General features: G+C 45.7%; 15 protein-coding genes. 4 read left to right on the plus strand and 11 right to left on the minus strand.

Annotated elements, in window-relative coordinates:
• Window positions 1–71 precede the first annotated feature (71 nt).
• Window positions 72–851 carry a zinc ABC transporter ATP-binding protein ZnuC gene (gene znuC / locus OCV50_RS10210; RefSeq protein WP_261902978.1) on the plus strand — a complete coding sequence of 260 codons (780 nt, stop codon included), beginning with the start codon at window positions 72–74 and terminating at the stop codon, window positions 849–851.
• Window positions 851–1,636: a zinc ABC transporter permease subunit ZnuB gene (gene znuB, locus OCV50_RS10215; RefSeq protein WP_261902979.1), complete on the plus strand. Its 786-nt coding sequence runs from the start codon at window positions 851–853 to the stop codon at window positions 1,634–1,636. Before znuC ends, znuB begins: the two co-directional genes overlap by 1 nt.
• A 107-nt stretch (window positions 1,637–1,743) precedes the next feature.
• Here znuB and sucD read toward each other — a convergent pair whose 3' ends face one another.
• The 8 genes from sucD to sdhC form a co-directional block, all read right to left on the minus strand.
• Window positions 1,744–2,616 (minus strand): succinate--CoA ligase subunit alpha, encoded by an 873-nt coding sequence (sucD, locus tag OCV50_RS10220; protein ID WP_004737919.1) that lies wholly within the window; start codon window positions 2,614–2,616, stop codon window positions 1,744–1,746.
• The gene (gene sucC / locus OCV50_RS10225; RefSeq protein WP_032551865.1) at window positions 2,616–3,782 is read right to left on the minus strand and encodes an ADP-forming succinate--CoA ligase subunit beta; all 1,167 of its coding nucleotides are present in this window, start codon (window positions 3,780–3,782) and stop codon (window positions 2,616–2,618) included. The genes sucD and sucC overlap by 1 nt, the downstream gene beginning before the upstream one ends.
• A gap of 225 nt (window positions 3,783–4,007) precedes the next feature.
• A complete protein-coding gene (gene odhB, locus OCV50_RS10230; protein WP_261902980.1) occupies window positions 4,008–5,216 on the minus strand; it encodes a 2-oxoglutarate dehydrogenase complex dihydrolipoyllysine-residue succinyltransferase in 1,209 nt (402 codons plus the stop codon).
• A gap of 21 nt (window positions 5,217–5,237) precedes the next feature.
• The gene (gene sucA / locus OCV50_RS10235; protein WP_261902981.1) at window positions 5,238–8,054 is read right to left on the minus strand and encodes a 2-oxoglutarate dehydrogenase E1 component; all 2,817 of its coding nucleotides are present in this window, start codon (window positions 8,052–8,054) and stop codon (window positions 5,238–5,240) included.
• 97 nt (window positions 8,055–8,151) lie between these two features.
• On the minus strand, window positions 8,152–8,865 hold the full coding sequence (locus OCV50_RS10240) for a succinate dehydrogenase iron-sulfur subunit (protein ID WP_150869062.1): 714 nt from the start codon (window positions 8,863–8,865) through the stop codon (window positions 8,152–8,154).
• Between the two features lie 12 nt (window positions 8,866–8,877).
• Window positions 8,878–10,644, minus strand: coding sequence for a succinate dehydrogenase flavoprotein subunit (sdhA, locus tag OCV50_RS10245; protein WP_239841331.1), 1,767 nt, complete (start codon window positions 10,642–10,644; stop codon window positions 8,878–8,880).
• Complete coding sequence (gene sdhD / locus OCV50_RS10250) at window positions 10,645–10,992, minus strand: succinate dehydrogenase, hydrophobic membrane anchor protein (RefSeq protein ID WP_239841330.1); 348 nt, start codon at window positions 10,990–10,992, stop codon at window positions 10,645–10,647.
• Window positions 10,986–11,378, minus strand: a complete 393-nt coding sequence (gene sdhC, locus OCV50_RS10255; protein WP_150893808.1) for a succinate dehydrogenase cytochrome b556 subunit — start codon at window positions 11,376–11,378, stop codon at window positions 10,986–10,988. Before sdhC ends, sdhD begins: the two co-directional genes overlap by 7 nt.
• 416 nt (window positions 11,379–11,794) lie before the next feature.
• Here sdhC and OCV50_RS10260 point away from each other — a divergent pair, with 416 nt between their 5' ends.
• A complete protein-coding gene (locus OCV50_RS10260) occupies window positions 11,795–13,084 on the plus strand; it encodes a citrate synthase (RefSeq protein WP_032551858.1) in 1,290 nt (429 codons plus the stop codon).
• Between the two features lie 336 nt (window positions 13,085–13,420).
• On the opposite strand, the gene OCV50_RS10265 is transcribed toward OCV50_RS10260, so the two are convergent.
• A complete protein-coding gene (locus tag OCV50_RS10265; RefSeq protein ID WP_261902982.1) occupies window positions 13,421–14,179 on the minus strand; it encodes a Nif3-like dinuclear metal center hexameric protein in 759 nt (252 codons plus the stop codon).
• Window positions 14,180–14,284: 105 nt separating this feature from the next.
• On the opposite strand from OCV50_RS10265, the gene OCV50_RS10270 reads away from it, so the two are divergent.
• Window positions 14,285–15,043, plus strand: a complete 759-nt coding sequence (locus OCV50_RS10270; RefSeq protein ID WP_261902983.1) for a DUF1853 family protein — start codon at window positions 14,285–14,287, stop codon at window positions 15,041–15,043.
• Window positions 15,044–15,120: 77 nt separating this feature from the next.
• Here the strand turns inward: OCV50_RS10270 and pgm are convergent, their stop codons facing one another.
• The gene (gene pgm, locus OCV50_RS10275) at window positions 15,121–16,767 is read right to left on the minus strand and encodes a phosphoglucomutase (alpha-D-glucose-1,6-bisphosphate-dependent) (protein WP_239841327.1); all 1,647 of its coding nucleotides are present in this window, start codon (window positions 16,765–16,767) and stop codon (window positions 15,121–15,123) included.
• Window positions 16,768–16,857: 90 nt separating this feature from the next.
• Complete coding sequence (gene seqA / locus OCV50_RS10280) at window positions 16,858–17,406, minus strand: replication initiation negative regulator SeqA (protein ID WP_239841326.1); 549 nt, start codon at window positions 17,404–17,406, stop codon at window positions 16,858–16,860.
• Between the last annotated feature and the right edge of the window lie 81 nt (window positions 17,407–17,487).

Genomic DNA, 17,487 nt, shown 5'->3' on the forward strand with positions numbered 1-17,487 from the left:
ATAGAAAAGTAGCTTAGGCCTGCTGTAAATGTTACATTATAACATTAGCTAATTGCAAATGAGTTCTATTCATGGATAACTTAATCCAATTGGATTCCGTCAGTGTTGAATTCGACGGTAGAAAAGTTTTAGACAATATCTCTCTAAATATAGAGCGCGGCCAAATCACAACTCTAATAGGCCCAAATGGTGCGGGAAAATCTACATTAGTCAAAGTACTACTGGGGCTTCAGAACCGATACTCTGGCACCATTACCAAAACAAAGAAACTAAAAATTGGCTATGTTCCTCAAAAGCTCAAGCTTAACGACTCTCTACCCCTCAATGTTGAGCGCTTTCTCAAACTGACCGGTAAATTCAGTAAGCAAGAGATTCTTGAATCATTAAAGCTGGTTGGTGCTGAACATCTGATTAAGAGCAACATGCATCAATTATCTGGTGGTGAGAACCAACGCGTACTTATTGCTCGTTCATTGCTACGCAGGCCAGACTTGCTGGTACTCGATGAGCCGGCACAAGGTGTTGACGTACAAGGTCAAATTGATCTTTACGAGCTTATCGACTCAATTCGCCACCGTTTCGGATGTGCTGTCTTTATGGTCTCTCATGACTTACACCTGGTAATGGCGAAGACTGATGACGTGATTTGTCTGAACCACCATGTTTGTTGCTCTGGTGCACCTGCCGATATCAAGCACCACCCTTCTTACATTGCTCTGTTTGGCACAGCGGTGCAAGAGAGTTTGGCTTTCTATCACCATCAACACGACCATCACCACCACGACCTAGCAGGGCAACCCGTGTCCGGCGATGTCCATAACTGTACTAACCATAAACACGGACACCACTAATGCTTGAGTTCCTTTTACCTTCTATCCTTGCTGGATTAGGCATTGCTTTAATTGCCGGCCCACTCGGCTCTTTTGTCGTTTGGCGTAAAATGGCTTACTTTGGTGATACGCTTGCTCACGCGTCATTAATGGGACTGGCACTTGGTTTTCTATTAGAGATTAATCTCTACTTAGCATTGCTTATCTGCTGCTTAATGTTGGCTGTATTGCTGGTGACATTGCAAAAGCAGAAACTGGTCGCGACCGATACGTTGCTGGGCATTCTGGCACACAGTGCGCTATCTCTTGGCTTAGTTGCCGTCAGCTTTCTCGACAATGTTCGTGTTGATCTAATGAGCTACCTGTTTGGTGACCTACTTGCGGTATCACCAACCGATCTTGTATTCATTTATGCTGGCGCAGCGGCCGTAGCTCTGGTTTTGGCTATCTTCTGGCGTCCATTGTTATCCACCACAGTTAACGAAGATCTCGCGGCGGTAGATGGCATCAATATAGATCTGATGCGTCTAGTATTAATGCTGATGGTCGGTATTGTGATTGCCGTTGGTATGAAGTTTGTTGGTGCCCTAATTATGACATCGCTACTGATTATCCCTGCGGCGACAGCACGCAAATTTGCGCAGACCCCTGAGGAAATGGCTTTCATTGCTTCGGGTATTGGTTCACTAGCTGTACTCGGTGGTTTGAGCCTATCTTGGTTCTACGACACCCCAGCGGGTCCTTCTGTGGTTATTACTGCAACCGCTATGTTTATGCTTTCGCAAATTGTGAAAAACCGCGCATAATCTCGTACCTCGTATCTCGTATCTTCAATAAATTACCTTAGATAACATACAAAAAAGGCTTGGTCATCGACCAAGCCTTTCTATTATCTACCGCTGTAAAGCGCTGATTACCAACCAGTAATCTCGCGTAGACCTTTACCGATATCAGCAAGAGACTTAACCGTCTTAACGCCTGCTGCTTCTAGTGCTGCAAATTTGTCTTCAGCAGTACCTTTACCACCAGAGATAATTGCACCAGCGTGACCCATACGCTTACCTGGAGGAGCAGTAACACCTGCGATGTAAGAAACAACTGGTTTAGTTACGTTCTCTTTGATGAACGCTGCTGCTTCTTCTTCCGCCGTACCACCGATCTCACCAATCATTACGATTGCTTCTGTTTCAGGGTCTTCTTGGAACAGTTTTAGGATATCGATGAAGTTTGAACCTGGAATTGGGTCACCACCGATACCAACACACGTAGACTGACCGAAGCCTTCGTCTGTCGTTTGTTTAACTGCTTCGTAAGTAAGAGTACCTGAACGAGATACGATACCTACTTTACCTTTCTTATGGATGTGACCAGGCATGATACCAATCTTACACTCGTCTGGAGTGATAAGACCTGGACAGTTAGGACCGATCATGCGAACGCCAGTTTCTTCTAGCTTCACTTTAACGTCGATCATATCCGTTGTTGGGATACCTTCAGTGATCGTAACGATCAGTTCGATACCTGCATCGATCGCTTCTAGGATGGCATCTTTACAGAAAGGTGCTGGTACGTAGATAACTGTTGCTGTTGCGCCAGTCACTTCTACTGCTTCGCGTACTGTGTTGAATACAGGAAGACCAAGGTGAGTTTGACCACCTTTACCAGGAGATACACCACCAACCATTTGCGTACCGTATGCGATAGCTTGCTCTGAGTGGAATGTACCTTGACCGCCAGTGAAACCCTGACAGATTACTTTAGTGTCTTTGTTAATTAGTACAGACATTATTTCGCCTCCGCAGCAGCAACAACTTTCTGAGCAGCATCTGTTAGAGATTCAGCTGCAATGATATCAACATCAGAATTAGCAAGTACTTCACGACCTAGGTCTGCGTTTGTACCTTCTAGACGAACAACAACTGGTACTGTTACGCCTACTTCTTTAACCGCACCGATAATACCTTCAGCGATCATGTCACAACGTACGATGCCACCGAAAATGTTTACTAGTACTGCGCTAACATTGTCATCAGAAAGGATGATCTTGAATGCTTCAGCTACACGCTCTTTTGTCGCGCCGCCGCCTACATCAAGGAAGTTTGCTGGCTTGCCGCCGTGTAGGTTAACGATATCCATCGTACCCATTGCTAGACCTGCACCGTTAACCATACAGCCAACGTTACCGTCTAGTGCTACGTAGTTCAGTTCCCACTGTGCTGCGTGTGCTTCGCGCTCATCTTCTTGAGATGGATCGTGCATTTCACGTAGCTTAGGCTGACGGTACATCGCGTTCGAGTCGATGTTGATCTTACCGTCTAGACAAAGAAGGTTACCTTCGCCTGTGATTACAAGTGGGTTGATCTCTAGTAGAGCTAGGTCGTACTGAGAGAACATTTGGCCAAGACCCATAAAGATCTTAACGAATTGTTTGATTTGGTCGCCAACTAGACCAAGTTTGAACGCAAGTTCACGGCCTTGGTAAGCTTGAGGACCTACTAGAGGGTCAATCGCAGATTGGTGAATCAGCTCAGGAGTTTCTTCAGCGATTTTCTCAATGTCCACACCGCCTTCAGTAGACGCCATGAATACAATTTTACGAGTTGCACGGTCTACAACTGCGCCTAGGTAAAGTTCGTTAGCGATGTTAGACGCTTCTTCAACTAGGATTTTAGTTACAGGCTGACCATTTGCATCTGTTTGGTAAGTCACTAGGTTTTTACCTAGCCACTTTTGAGCAAACTCTTTAACGCCTTCTTTTGTGTCATGTAGTTCTACACCGCCCGCTTTACCGCGACCGCCTGCGTGCACTTGACACTTAACAACTTTCTTTTCAGTAGAGATACGACCCGCAGCTTCGAAAGCTTCTTGAGCTGTATCACATGCGAAACCTTCTGGTACAGGCAAACCGAATTCTGCAAACAGCTGTTTGGCTTGGTATTCATGCAAATTCATTTTGATATTCCGTTTATTTTCCCTTAAGGGATTATTATTTCCATAACGACACAGTTATCTGTGTTACGTCTGTAGGGTCTTCTCAAATCAGCCTAGATTATTCAGATAAACAATTAATATTTAACAAGTAATCTTTGGCTCAAGTGAAGGCCAGACGTCGAGCTAGCCTAGCCTTTGAAACTATTAACGTCTAGTTGTTGAGCCCAACTAGACGTTTTAGCGATATTAAACGTCTAATAGGAGACGTGCTGGATCTTCTAGCAGCTCTTTAATCGTTACTAGGAAGCCAACTGACTCACGGCCGTCGATTAGACGGTGGTCGTAAGATAGCGCTAGGTACATCATTGGTAGGATTTCAACCTTACCGTCAACCGCCATTGGACGCTCTTGGATCTTATGCATACCCAGGATAGCCGCTTGTGGTGGGTTGATGATTGGCGTTGACATCAGTGAACCAAATACACCGCCGTTTGTGATAGTGAAGTTACCACCCATAAGCTCATCAACAGTTAGCTTGCCGTCACGGCCTTTTATTGCTAGCTCTTTGATGCCTTTTTCAATATCAGCGAAACCTAGCGTGTCACAGTCTTTAAGTACTGGAGTGACTAGACCACGTGGCGTAGATACCGCCATGCTGATGTCGAAGTAGTTGTGGTAAACGATATCATCACCGTCGATAGACGCGTTTACTTCTGGGTAACGCTTCAATGCTTCAGTTACCGCTTTCACGTAAAAAGACATAAAGCCTAGACGCGTGTCGTGACGCTTCTCGAACTGGTCTTTGTACTGCTTGCGAAGGTCCATGATTGGCTTCATGTTCACTTCGTTGAAAGTTGTCAGCATTGCTGTGCTGTTCTTCGCTTCTAGTAGACGGTTAGCCACTGTCTTACGTAGGCGAGTCATAGGCACGCGTTTTTGGCTACGAGCTGCCGCTGGAGCTTCTACTGCTGCCGGAGCTTCTGCTTTAGGTGTAGATTTCGCTGCAGCAAGGTGCGCATCGATGTCTTCACGAGTAATGCGACCGCCAACACCAGTGCCTTTAACGTCAGCTGGTTGTAGGTTGTGCTCAGCTAGAAGACGACGAACCGCAGGGCTCAGCGCGTCGTTGCTCTCTTCAGAAAGCGTCGCTTTATGGCGCTTGTCTGGAGATGCTTCTGTATCTTCTGTTGTATCTGTCGTTGGTTCACCAGCAACCGCGCCAGGCTTAAGCTTAGCGATAAGTTGCTTAGAAAGTACTGTTGCACCTTCTTCTTCGATGATTGCCTCTAGAACACCCGCTTCTGGAGCTGGTACTTCTAGAACCACTTTGTCAGTTTCAATATCTACGATGACTTCATCGCGTTCAACCGCTTCACCCGGTTGTTTGTGCCAAGTTGCGACTGTTGCGTCAGCCACCGATTCAGGTAAATCTGGAACCAGAATTTCAATTGTCATATCTGTGTTTTCCTTTTACTTCTAGTTCGAAAGTAGGGTCAGAGCGTCTTCAATTAACGCTTTTTGTTGTTTCAAGTGTACTGACATGTAGCCAACCGCAGGTGATGCTGAAGCAGGACGGCCTGCATATTTAAGATCAGCACCCGCTGGAATCGCAGCACGGAAGTTGTGTTGGCTGCTGTACCAAGCACCTTGGTTTTGTGGCTCTTCTTGACACCAAACGTAATCTTCAACATTTGTGTATTGTGCAATCGCAGCTTGAACTTCCTCAAGTGGGAATGGGTATAGCTGCTCGATACGCACAATAGCAACATCGTCTTGTTCGTTCTTGCGGCGCTGTTCTAGTAGGTCGAAGTAAACCTTACCTGAACAGAACACTACGCGTTTCACGTTCTCTGGCTTGATGTCATCAATCTCAGCGATTGCTGGTTGGAATGTACCCTCTGCTAGATCTTCTAGTGAAGACGTACACAGTGGGTGACGCAGCAATGACTTAGGAGACATAACGATCAGAGGACGACGCATTGGACGTACAACCTGACGACGAATCATGTGATAAACCTGAGCTGGTGTTGATGGAACAACAACCTGCATGTTTTGTTCAGCACATAGTTGTAGGTAACGCTCTAGACGTGCAGAAGAGTGCTCTGGGCCTTGACCTTCGTAACCGTGTGGAAGAAGCATTGTTAGACCACATAGACGTGCCCACTTTTGCTCACCAGACGAAATGAATTGGTCGATAACTACTTGAGCGCCATTCGCAAAATCACCAAACTGTGCTTCCCAAAGGGTTAAGCCGCTTGGCTCTGCAGTTGCGTAGCCGTATTCAAATGCCAGAACTGCTTCTTCAGATAGTACTGAGTCAAATACTTGGAAAGGACCCTGCTTATCGTGAATGTTCGCAAGTGGAACATAAGTGCTCGCATCTGTTTGGTTATGTAGAACAGAGTGACGGTGGAAGAAAGTACCACGGCCTGAATCTTGGCCAGAAATACGGATACGCTTACCATCATCAACCAGAGTCGCATACGCAAGCGTCTCTGCCATACCCCAATCGACTTGTTTCTCACCATTAATCATGGCAGTACGATCGTTGTACAGTTTGTTTACTCGGCTTTGTAGCTTATGGCTATCTGGATATTGGCACAGCTTAGTACCCAGCTCTTTTAGACGCTCGATATCAACTTGGCTGTTCCAATCGATGTTCCAATCGTGACCAATGTATGGGCTCCAGTCGACAGAATGTAGTGCCATTGGGCGCCACTCTTTAACGACAACTTCACCATGGTCTAGAGCATCACGGTATTCGTTCACCAGCTGAGTTGCTGTGTCGATACCAAACTCACCGCGCTCCATTAGGATGTCAGCATACAGCTTACGTGGTGTTGGGTGCTTCTTGATTTTTTGGTACATCAGCGGTTGAGTTGCATTCGGCTCATCTGCTTCGTTGTGACCGTGGCGACGGTAACAAACTAGATCGATAACAACATCACGTTTGAACGTATTACGGTAATCCAGTGCCAGACGCGCAACGAAAGCTACGGCTTCTGGGTCATCTGCATTAACGTGGAAAATCGGTGCCTGTACCATCTTAGCGATATCAGTACAGTACATAGTAGAACGTGTGTCACGTGGGTTTGACGTTGTGAAGCCAACTTGGTTGTTAACAACGATACGAACCGTACCGCCAACGCAGAAGCCACGTGCTTGAGACATGTTGAATGTCTCTTGAACGACACCTTGACCTGCAATTGCAGAGTCACCGTGAATAGTGATAGGTAGTACGCTGCTGCCATCTTTATCGTCTAGACGATCTTGACGAGCACGAACTGAACCAATAACTACTGGGTTTACAATCTCAAGGTGAGACGGGTTAAATGCCAACGCTAGGTGAACATCGCCACCTGGAGTTGCGAAGTCAGCAGAGAAACCTTGGTGATATTTCACATCACCAGTACCCCAAGTTTCGTCGTGTTTGCCAGCAAACTCGTCGAATAGGTCTTGTGGTTTCTTACCAAGTACGTTCACCAGCATGTTCAAACGACCACGGTGAGCCATACCAATAACAACTTCACGCATACCTTGACCACCAGCATGACGAATGATTTCTTTCGTCATTGGAATCAAAGCATCACCACCCTCTAGAGAGAAACGCTTCGCGCCTGGGAATTTAGCACCAAGATAGCGCTCAAGACCTTCAGCAGCAGTTAGCTCTTCTAGGAAAGCTTTCTTTTCTTCTTTGTTGAATGATGGTTGACCAGAAACAGACTCTAGACGTTGTTGAATCCAACGTTTTTGTTCTGTGTTAGTCATGTGCATGTATTCTGCACCGATAGAACCACAATACGTTTGCTTCAAAGACTTGTAGAGATCTTTAAGAACCATCGTCTCTTGGCCAATCGCGTAAGAGCCGACGTTAAACGTCTCGTTGAGGTCTTCTTCGGTGAGAGTGTGGAAGGAAGGATCCAGTTCAGCAACTGTATCTCTTTTCCATAAACCTAGTGGATCTAGGTTTGCTGCTTGATGCCCACGGAATCTGTAAGCATTAATAAGTTGCAGAACCTTTACTTGTTTCGCATCGACATCTGGATCACTAACTTGGACACTGTAATGCTTTGTTTCTTGAGCGAGTCGTCGGAAGTATTCACGAACACGAGAGTGTGGTTGTTCCACCGCTTCAGAAGCTTGCACAGGCAACTCTTCAAAAACGCTTCTCCATTCGTCACTTACCAAGTCGGGGTCACTTAGATACAGTTCGTAGAGTTCCTCTACGTATGTTGCATTGGCGCCAGCCAAGTGTGAAGACTCGAGCCATGCCTTCATCACGCCGTTGTGCATATTTTCCCTTAACCAGTAGTTTTCACGTTTGCTGCGGTCTATGCCGAGCTATTAAAAGGCCGCCCAAAACAGCTAGGGCGGCAATTTTTATCTATTTCTAAACCGAACGATTCACGAGCATGGTCTTGATGTGACCAATCGCTTTCGTAGGATTTAATCCCTTAGGACAAACACTTACACAATTCATGATGCCATGGCAACGAAAAACGCTAAATGCATCATCAAGATCAGACAAACGTTCATCTGTCGCTGTATCTCGGCTATCAATTAACCAACGGTAAGCAGCTAGTAGGCCTGCAGGTCCGATGAACTTGTCTGGGTTCCACCAGAATGATGGACAAGACGTTGTACAACATGCACACATGATACATTCGTACAGCCCATCCAAATGAGCACGTTCATCAGGGGTTTGTAGATTTTCGCGTGACGGTGGCACGTTGCCATCAGACACTAAGAATGGCTTCACTTTTTCGTAGTTATTGTAGAACTGAGTCATGTCCACGATAAGGTCACGAACTACTGGTAGACCCGGTAGTGGGCGAATCACAATCTTGTCTTGGCCAGATAGCGCAGACAATGGAGTGATACATGCCAGTCCATTTTTACCATTCATATTAAGACCGTCAGAACCACATACACCTTCACGGCATGAACGACGGAATGAAATTGTTGGATCTTGCTCTTTTAGTAGGATAAGAGCGTCCAAAAGCATCATGTCTGACCCTTCGTCTACTTCAAGAACGTAGTCCTTCATGTAAGGCTTTTGGTCAACATCTGGGTTGTAACGGTATAAAGAGAAATTCAGTTTCATGGTTAGATCTCCTTAGTACGTACGTGCTTTTGGTGGGAACGCTTCACGGTGGATAGGTTCCATGTTTACGTTACGCTTCGACATATCTTCCGTTTCAGGGTTGTAAAGCGTGTGGCATAGCCATTGCTCATCATCACGGTCTGGGAAGTCAAAACGAGCGTGTGCGCCACGGCTCTCTGTACGGTAGTTAGCCGCTACAGCAGTTGCGTAAGCTGTTTCCATTAGGTTTTCAAGCTCTAGACACTCAATACGCTGAGTATTGAATTCTGTAGACTTGTCAGAAAGGTGTGCATTCTTCAGACGTTCACGAATCGCTTTAAGCTCTTCTAGGCCCTCAGCCATTGCTTTACCTTCACGGAATACAGAGAAGTTGTTCTGCATACATTGTTGTAGATCTTTACGGATCTGCGCTGGATCTTCACCGTCAGTGCTGTTTTCCCAACGGTTGTAACGCTCTAGTGAACGTGCAATGTCTTCTTCTGTAGCAGGCTTAGCGTCAGCTTGCTTCTTCAGAGTTTCACCTAGGTGCAGGCCTGTCGCACGACCGAATACAACCAAGTCAAGCAGTGAGTTACCACCTAGACGGTTTGCACCGTGTACAGATACAGAAGCAATTTCACCACAAGCGAATAGACCTTGTACTTCAACATCGCTACCGTCTGCAGCTTGCTTGATCGCTTGACCAGAAACTTGTGTTGGTACACCACCCATCATGTAGTGACATGTTGGGATTACTGGGATTGGCTCTTTCACAGGGTCAACGTGTGCGAACGTACGAGACAGCTCACAAACGCCAGGTAGACGAGACTCAAGTGTCTCTTTACCTAGGTGATCCAGTTTCAGTTTGATGTGTGGACCCCAAGGGCCGTCACAACCACGACCTTCGCGGATTTCAACCATCATTGAACGTGCAACAACGTCACGACCTGCTAAGTCTTTCGCGTTTGGAGCGTAACGTTCCATGAAGCGCTCGCCGTCTTTGTTCAGAAGGTAACCACCCTCACCACGACAACCTTCTGTTACAAGAACACCTGCGCCAGCGATACCCGTTGGGTGGAACTGCCACATTTCGATATCTTGCATAGGAACGCCTGCACGAATCGCCATACCAACACCGTCACCAGTATTGATGTGTGCGTTTGTCGTTGAAGCGTAAATACGGCCAGCACCGCCAGTCGCTAGGATCGTTGCTTTCGCTTTGAAGTAGCATACTTCGCCTGTTTCCATGCAAAGTGCAGTAGTACCAAGAATGGCACCGTCTTCGTTCTTCACAAGATCAAGTGCGTACCACTCAGAGAACACTGTTGTCTTATGTTTAATGTTTTGTTGGTAAAGCGTGTGTAGCAGTGCGTGACCAGTACGGTCAGCTGCTGCAGCCGTACGAGCTGCTTGCTCACCACCAAAGTTTTTCGATTGGCCACCAAAAGGACGTTGGTAAATGGTGCCGTTATCAAAACGAGAGAATGGAAGACCCATTTTTTCTAGTTCAATAACTGATTCTGGGCCATTTTTACACATGTACTCGATAGCGTCTTGGTCACCGATGTAATCAGAACCTTTAACTGTATCGTACATGTGTTGTTCCCAGTGATCCTCGTGCGCATTACCTAGCGCAACCGTAATACCACCTTGAGCAGATACGGTGTGAGAACGAGTTGGGAATACTTTAGAAAGCAATGCACAAGATAGGCCTTGCTCAGAAATTTGCAGTGCGGCACGCATACCAGCACCACCAGCGCCGATTACTACGGCATCAAACTCACGAACAGGAATAGTCACTTACGCACCCCACAAAACAAACAGACCAGAGAAGAAATATCCAAGAAGAACCGCAACGACACCAACTTGAAGACCGACGCGTAGTTTCGCGCACTTGATGTAGTCGGTTAGCACTTGCCATAGACCGATCCAAGCGTGAACAAGAACCGAGGTTAGCGCCAACATGGTAAATACTTTAGTGAAGGTTCCACCAAAGAATTGAGTCCAAGATGCATAAGAGATATCACCAGAGAAAGCACAGAAGCTAACTAGGTAGATAGTGTAAAGCGTCATAATGATTGCAGTTGCACGAATCAGTAGGAAATCGTGAACGCCATTACGACCAAATGTAGAAACGTTGTTTACCATACTAAGATCCCCGCTAGTAGAGACAATACCGCTGTCGCTGCGAATGCAACCTTAGCGCTCTTAGCGCCAGATTCCAGCTCTTCAAAGTGACCTAAGTCCATAAGAAGGTGACGAATACCACCAGCAATGTGGTATGCCAACGCGGTTAAAATGCCCCACAGAATAAACTTAACGAAAAAGCCATCGACAATGTCGCTTGCTTCCGCAAAGCCTTCCGGGGAAGAGAGGGAAATATTTAATAGATAAAGTAAAATTCCAATCGCAACAAAAGTAATCACCCCAGACACGCGGTGTAGGATGGAAGCTATTGCGGTGATCGGAAAGTGGATAGTCTGCAAATCTAAATTAACAGGTCTTGTCTTTCTTTCTTTCACGGGCTTGCTCACTCAGCTCCATTGAGCATTACGGTCATTAAATAACCTTTGATATTGTTATGGACAAAATTTGGTCGCAAACCTGCAAAATTTAACATTAACTTAACAAATAACTGAAGTTGAGCCTGAGTTAATTGTAAAATATTTGTTAACAACAAGGTTAACGAAGACACCTCACATTTCTTCTTAGCCTTGCATTTATAAGGTTTTAACCAAACTTTTCAGCGCCACTATACGGACGGCAACATTCTAATACAATTGATGTAACAAATAATGCTACACAGCACAGATTTTTAACGAATTTAATGTAAAAAACACTAACAAGTGCACACAAAGCTGCAGAAAAATTGACTTTCGGACGTAAGACCAGTAAAAAAATGGCACATAAACATCCTGGACGGATTAAATAATAAACAAAGGAGATTGTTATGGCGGATAAGAAAGCTACCCTTCATATTGAAGGTCAAGCGCCAATCGAGCTGCCGATTACAGAAGGTGTACTTGGTACGCCAGTGATCGATGTTCGTACACTAGGTTCTAATGGTTTTTTCACTTTTGACCCTGGTTTTCTTGCCACTGCATCCTGTGAGTCTCAAATCACTTTTATTGACGGCGGCAAAGGTATCCTTTTGCACCGTGGTTACCCAATTGACCAACTAGCCAATAACGCTGATTACTTGGAAGTATGTTACATCCTTCTCTATGGTGAAGCCCCATCACGCGACGAATACGAGAAATTCAAAACAACCGTTACTCGTCACACCATGGTTCATGAACAAATCGCAAGCTTCTTCCACGGCTTCCGTCGTGACGCGCACCCAATGGCCGTTATGTGTGGCGTGGTTGGTGCTCTAGCTGCGTTTTATCATGACTCACTTGATATCAATAACGACACACACCGTGAGATCGCGGCTTACCGCCTAATCTCAAAAATGCCAACGTTGGCGGCAATGTGTTACAAGTACTCGATCGGTCAGCCGTTCATCTACCCTCGTAACGACTTAAGCTACGCAGAAAACTTCCTTCACATGATGTTTGCTAATCCATGTGAAGAGTACGAAGTAAACCCTATCGTTGCTCGCGCAATGGATAAGATCTTCACTCTGCACGCAGACCACGAGCAAAATGCTTCTACGTCAACTGTACGTCTATCTGGTTCTTCAGGTGCTAACCCGTTTGCGTGTATCGCGGCAGGTATCGCATCTCTTTGGGGTCCAGCTCACGGCGGTGCAAACGAAGCTTGTCTACGTATGCTTGAAGAGATCGGTAGCGTAGATAACATCGAAGAGTATGTTGCTAAAGCGAAGGACAAAGATGACCCATTCCGTCTAATGGGCTTCGGTCACCGCGTTTACAAAAACTACGATCCACGTGCAACAGTAATGCGCGAAGCGTGTCACGAAGTACTGAAAGAACTAAACATCAAAGATCCACTGCTAGATGTTGCAATGGAACTTGAGCGTATCGCACTTTCTGATGAGTACTTTGTATCGAAGAAACTATACCCGAACGTAGACTTCTACTCAGGTATCATCCTGAAAGCGATCGGTATCCCTGTTTCAATGTTCACTGTAATCTTCGCGATGTCTCGTACTATCGGTTGGATTGCACACTGGAACGAGATGCACAGCGACCCAACAAACCGTATCGGTCGTCCACGTCAACTGTACACAGGTCAAGAGCAGCGTGACTTTAAAGCACTTCACGAGCGTGAATAGTCGTAATTAAAGTACGATTGTTAAAAAGGGTTGATGCGAAAGCACCAACCCTTTTCTTTTATACGAGATACGAGATACGAGATACGAGATACGAGATACGAGATACGAGATACGAGATACGAGATATTTTGAATATCTATAGCAGCCTGTCCAAGAGATTCCCTACTCCTTCCTTCGTCAGTCTAGGGAATGACGATAGGAATAAACTATGCCGTCATCCCCAAGAGCGAGGGACGAGTGAGTTGGGGATCTCTCGAAGCGTATAGAAAAACTTACGAAATTCCCCATAGGTTTGAGGAGTACTCTCTACACGCATCCCTCATCCCGTATCTGCTCTTATACCGGATTATCAATATCAATGAACTCAACATCCAAGCCGTGCTCTTTTGCCAGCCACTCGCCTAGTGCTTTAATACCGTAGCGCTCCGTTGCATGGTGACCCGCCGCGAAGTAGTGAATATCTTGCTCACGTGCAGAGTAAGTGGTGCGTTCTGAGATCTCACCCGAAATAAATGCATCTAAGCCATTAGCTGCTGCGAGCTCAATGTAGTCTTGGCCTCCACCAGTACACCAACCTACCGTTTCAATCATCTTATCAGCGTTGTCTGGAGCAATATGCAGTGGTTGACGGTTCAAAACTTGATTAATCTTCTCTGCAAACTCAGCACCTGTCATCGGTTTAAGTAACTTACCAAACATAGCGACAGATTGTGGGTGCCCTTCTAGACCACCTTCTACTTCAATCTCAAGCAGTCGAGCTAGCTCTGCGTTATTACCTAACTCCGGATGAATGTCTAAAGGCAAGTGGTAACCCATAAGGTTGATATCGTTTTTAATCAAAGTACGGATACGCTTACCTTTCATACCACGAATCGGCTCAGGTTCACCTTTCCAGAAGTAACCGTGATGAACAAGCAGTGCATCGGCATTGAGCTCAACTGCTTTGTCGATCAAAGCTTGAGAAGCAGTAACGCCTGTGACCACACGTTTTACTTCAGACGCACCCTCGACTTGAAGACCATTTGGGCTGTAATCTTTAATTAATTGAGGTTGCAGCTTTTCGTTAAGAATTTTTTCTAGTTGTAGGTTATTCATTGCTTGTTCCAGCTTACATTTTTGATAACGTGGTTATATCAATTTACAGATAGAATGTCGAAAGCATCGTAAGGTCTTTGATACTAACCAACCAGTGAGGATTTGATGGCGTCATTACAACGATTTTTCCAATGGATCATGGAGTCACCGCCACTATTGGAGTGCAAACAGCCTGTCAGTGACTTAACGCAATTTTCGTCACCTCTCGCACTACCAAACGACCATCAGTATCAAGGCAACCCAAGACTTGGATTTGTTTATCAACACTTGTGTCAAACCTTGATTGAGAACTCTCCGCACTACTCCATCGCTCATGACGAGATTCAAATCAATGTTGATGGCCGAACCTTGGGGGCGATCGACTTTATATTGGAAGATAAACGCAGTGCCCGCTTGGAACATTGGGAAGTGGCAATCAAGTTTTATCTGCTTCATGAAGATACTTGGTACGGCCCGAATGCGCATGACCAACTCGACAAGAAGTTTGATCGTATGCTGAGCCACCAGCTTAAAATGTCGAGTTCGGAGGCGTTTCGCGCTCAGTACCCAGATCTAAATATTCAATCGCAACATCTGTTAATGCAAGGTCGCTTGTATACCAACCCTTTTCTTGAACAAGATGTTCCCACTCACTGCTTGGGCTTTGCCATTAACGCGTCACAAGTGAATGGCTACTGGTGTTATCAAAACCAAGCTCACCTGATTGAAGAAACGCTATATCCATTAACTAAGAACCAGTGGGCTTCAGGTACCGACAATTTCGAGCAATCACCCATTACAGAGTTTGGCGATCGCTTCGTACATGGCCAAACAAAATCAGGTCAATTCTGGTTCGTGATGCCTGAGCGCTGGCCACATGGATAAAGCTATTTTCTAAGTGGTACAAAAAAGGGTTGATGCTTTCACATCAACCCTTCTATTTATCCAAAATCGATTACCGATTATAGACCTGCTGCAGCAAATACTTGATTCACAATCTCTTGCGCTTCTGCTTCAATTTGCTTCAGATGCTCTTCACCCTTAAAGCTCTCACAGTAGATCTTGTAGATGTCTTCTGTACCTGAAGGGCGAGCTGCAAACCAACCGTTTTCAGTTGTCACTTTAAGGCCGCCAATTGCTGCGCCATTACCAGGAGCGTGCGTTAGACGAGCTGTGATTGCATCGCCCGCCAGTGTTTCTGCCGCTACCATTTCTGGCGATAGCTTTTTAAGAACGTCTTTTTGAGGACCGTTAGCGACAGCTTGAATACGGTTGTACTTAGACTCACCGTGTTTCGCCGCTAGCTCTTCATAGTAATCTTGTGGGTTCTTACCTGTAACCGCAGTGATTTCAGCAGCAAGTAGACAAAGGATAATACCATCTTTGTCTGTTGACCATGGTGTACCATCTTTACGTAGGAATGAAGCACCTGCAGACTCTTCACCACCAAAGCCGAACGTACCGTTGTATAGGCCATCAACAAACCACTTAAAGCCCACTGGAACTTCGCAAAGCTCACGTCCAAGGTCTGCAACCACACGGTCAATCAGCGCACTTGATACTAGAGTTTTACCTACAGCAACATCCGCAGCCCAACCTTCACGATGACGGTACAAGTAATCAATACATACCGCTAGGAAGTGGTTCGGGTTCATTAGGCCTTTCGGTGTCACGATGCCGTGGCGATCGTAATCAGGGTCATTACCAAACGCTAAGTCATACTCATCTTTCAGTGCAAGTAGACCTGCCATTGCGTAAGGAGAAGAACAGTCCATACGAACCACGCCATCTTTATCGAGAGACATGAATTGGAAAGATGGATCAATCGCTTCGCTAACTAGTGTTAGGTCAAGGTTGTATGCTTTACCGATTTGACGCCAGTAGTCGATACCACTACCACCTAGTGGATCAACACCAATTTTTAGGTTTGCTTTCTGAATCGCTTCCATATCGATAACGTTTACTAGATCATCGATATAAGGCTTAACCAAATCCATCTCTACAAACAGTTCCGATGCTTTTGCATCTACAAGAGACATGCGTTTCACACCTTGCAAGCCTTCCGCAATCAGCACATTTGCACGATCTTCGATAGCTTGAGTCAGCTCAGCTTCTGCCGGGCCGCCGTGCACTGGGTTGTACTTGATGCCGCCATCTTGCGGTGGGTTGTGAGATGGCGTAATCACGATACCGTCAGCCTTATCTTCATGCTTAAGGTTGTACGTTAGAATCGCGTGAGAAACGCCAGGTGTCGGTGTGTAACCGTTGTCTTGCTGAGTGATGACTTGAACGCCATTGGCAACAAGCACTTCAACAACACTAGAGAATGCTGGCTCAGAAAGCGCGTGTGTATCTTTACCTACAAACAGAGGACCTGTTGTGCCCTGCTCTGCACGCACTTCTGCTACAGCTTGAGCAATAGCAAGAATATGGTTTTCGTTAAATGTTGATTTGTCTGCTGTACCACGGTGACCTGAAGTACCAAACTGGACTTTGTGGTCAGGGTTAGAAGCATCCGGTTGCTGTAAGAAATAGTTCGCAACTAAAGCCGGGATATTATGAAGATCTTCCTGCTGAGCTTTCTGCCCGGCACGAGGGTGCATAGCCATTTTGACATCCTTATATACAAAATTAAAAAACAAAAAAACCTCATAATATCTTCTTTAGCATGGATATTATGAGGTTTAAATCAGATTTCCTTAGATTGAACCTGTTACTTTTTCTATTAGTTCAGCTTGGAAATTCATGCGACTCATCAACTGTTCAACCATCTGTCTTTTGCGACTCGTGTTGTTGTTGGTGATTACCCAGAATGGGCTGTGTGGAATCGCTTTTGGCTTAGTCGTATTGCCGTTAGCCAATAGTGTCGCTTCATTGTCTGCGAAGTAGACACGCTTGCGACCTTTCACTTGAGTCGCTTCTGAAAAGCTCGCTGGGTCAATTTTATGCAGTGTCGATAGCACCAGCATGAAACGATCAATGGCTTTCTTTAAAGAGGCAAATTCATCTGAAATAAGCAGAGAGCGCATCTCTTTTACGCCATCTAGCTTCTCAGGAGTAACTGGAGTAAAGCCTACTTCCTTACTCACAACGATACCTTTCGGCTCCACGATCTCTTCAGCCGGAGCCAAGCCTTGGTTATCCACCTGCAATAAGCGGCGCAGAATATCTGAAGCACTTTCGCCGATACGTTCTGTCTGACCCGCGATATAACGGTATAGGTCCTCATCAACCTCAATTGTTTTCATTCGCTTTTCACAATCTCAATGTTTAAACTCTGGGGGATTATAGCGAGATCCGCGCGGATACTCTACGTCAAACCCACCATG

The organism is Vibrio fortis (assembly GCF_024347475.1).
Taxonomy (GTDB): domain Bacteria; phylum Pseudomonadota; class Gammaproteobacteria; order Enterobacterales; family Vibrionaceae; genus Vibrio; species Vibrio fortis.

Excerpts from the sequence above, each read along its gene's own strand:
- znuC (WP_261902978.1), top strand. The coding sequence starts at position 72 with ATGGATAACTTAATCCAATTGGATTCCGTCAGTGTTGAATTCGACGGT.
- znuB (WP_261902979.1), top strand. The coding sequence starts at position 851 with ATGCTTGAGTTCCTTTTACCTTCTATCCTTGCTGGATTAGGCATTGCT.
- sucD (WP_004737919.1), bottom strand. The coding sequence starts at position 2,616 with ATGTCTGTACTAATTAACAAAGACACTAAAGTAATCTGTCAGGGTTTC.
- sucC (WP_032551865.1), bottom strand. The coding sequence starts at position 3,782 with ATGAATTTGCATGAATACCAAGCCAAACAGCTGTTTGCAGAATTCGGT.
- odhB (WP_261902980.1), bottom strand. The coding sequence starts at position 5,216 with ATGACAATTGAAATTCTGGTTCCAGATTTACCTGAATCGGTGGCTGAC.
- sucA (WP_261902981.1), bottom strand. The coding sequence starts at position 8,054 with ATGCACAACGGCGTGATGAAGGCATGGCTCGAGTCTTCACACTTGGCT.
- OCV50_RS10240 (WP_150869062.1), bottom strand. The coding sequence starts at position 8,865 with ATGAAACTGAATTTCTCTTTATACCGTTACAACCCAGATGTTGACCAA.
- sdhD (WP_239841330.1), bottom strand. The coding sequence starts at position 10,992 with ATGGTAAACAACGTTTCTACATTTGGTCGTAATGGCGTTCACGATTTC.
- OCV50_RS10260 (WP_032551858.1), top strand. The coding sequence starts at position 11,795 with ATGGCGGATAAGAAAGCTACCCTTCATATTGAAGGTCAAGCGCCAATC.
- OCV50_RS10265 (WP_261902982.1), bottom strand. The coding sequence starts at position 14,179 with ATGAATAACCTACAACTAGAAAAAATTCTTAACGAAAAGCTGCAACCT.
- OCV50_RS10270 (WP_261902983.1), top strand. The coding sequence starts at position 14,285 with ATGGCGTCATTACAACGATTTTTCCAATGGATCATGGAGTCACCGCCA.
- pgm (WP_239841327.1), bottom strand. The coding sequence starts at position 16,767 with ATGGCTATGCACCCTCGTGCCGGGCAGAAAGCTCAGCAGGAAGATCTT.
- seqA (WP_239841326.1), bottom strand. The coding sequence starts at position 17,406 with ATGAAAACAATTGAGGTTGATGAGGACCTATACCGTTATATCGCGGGT.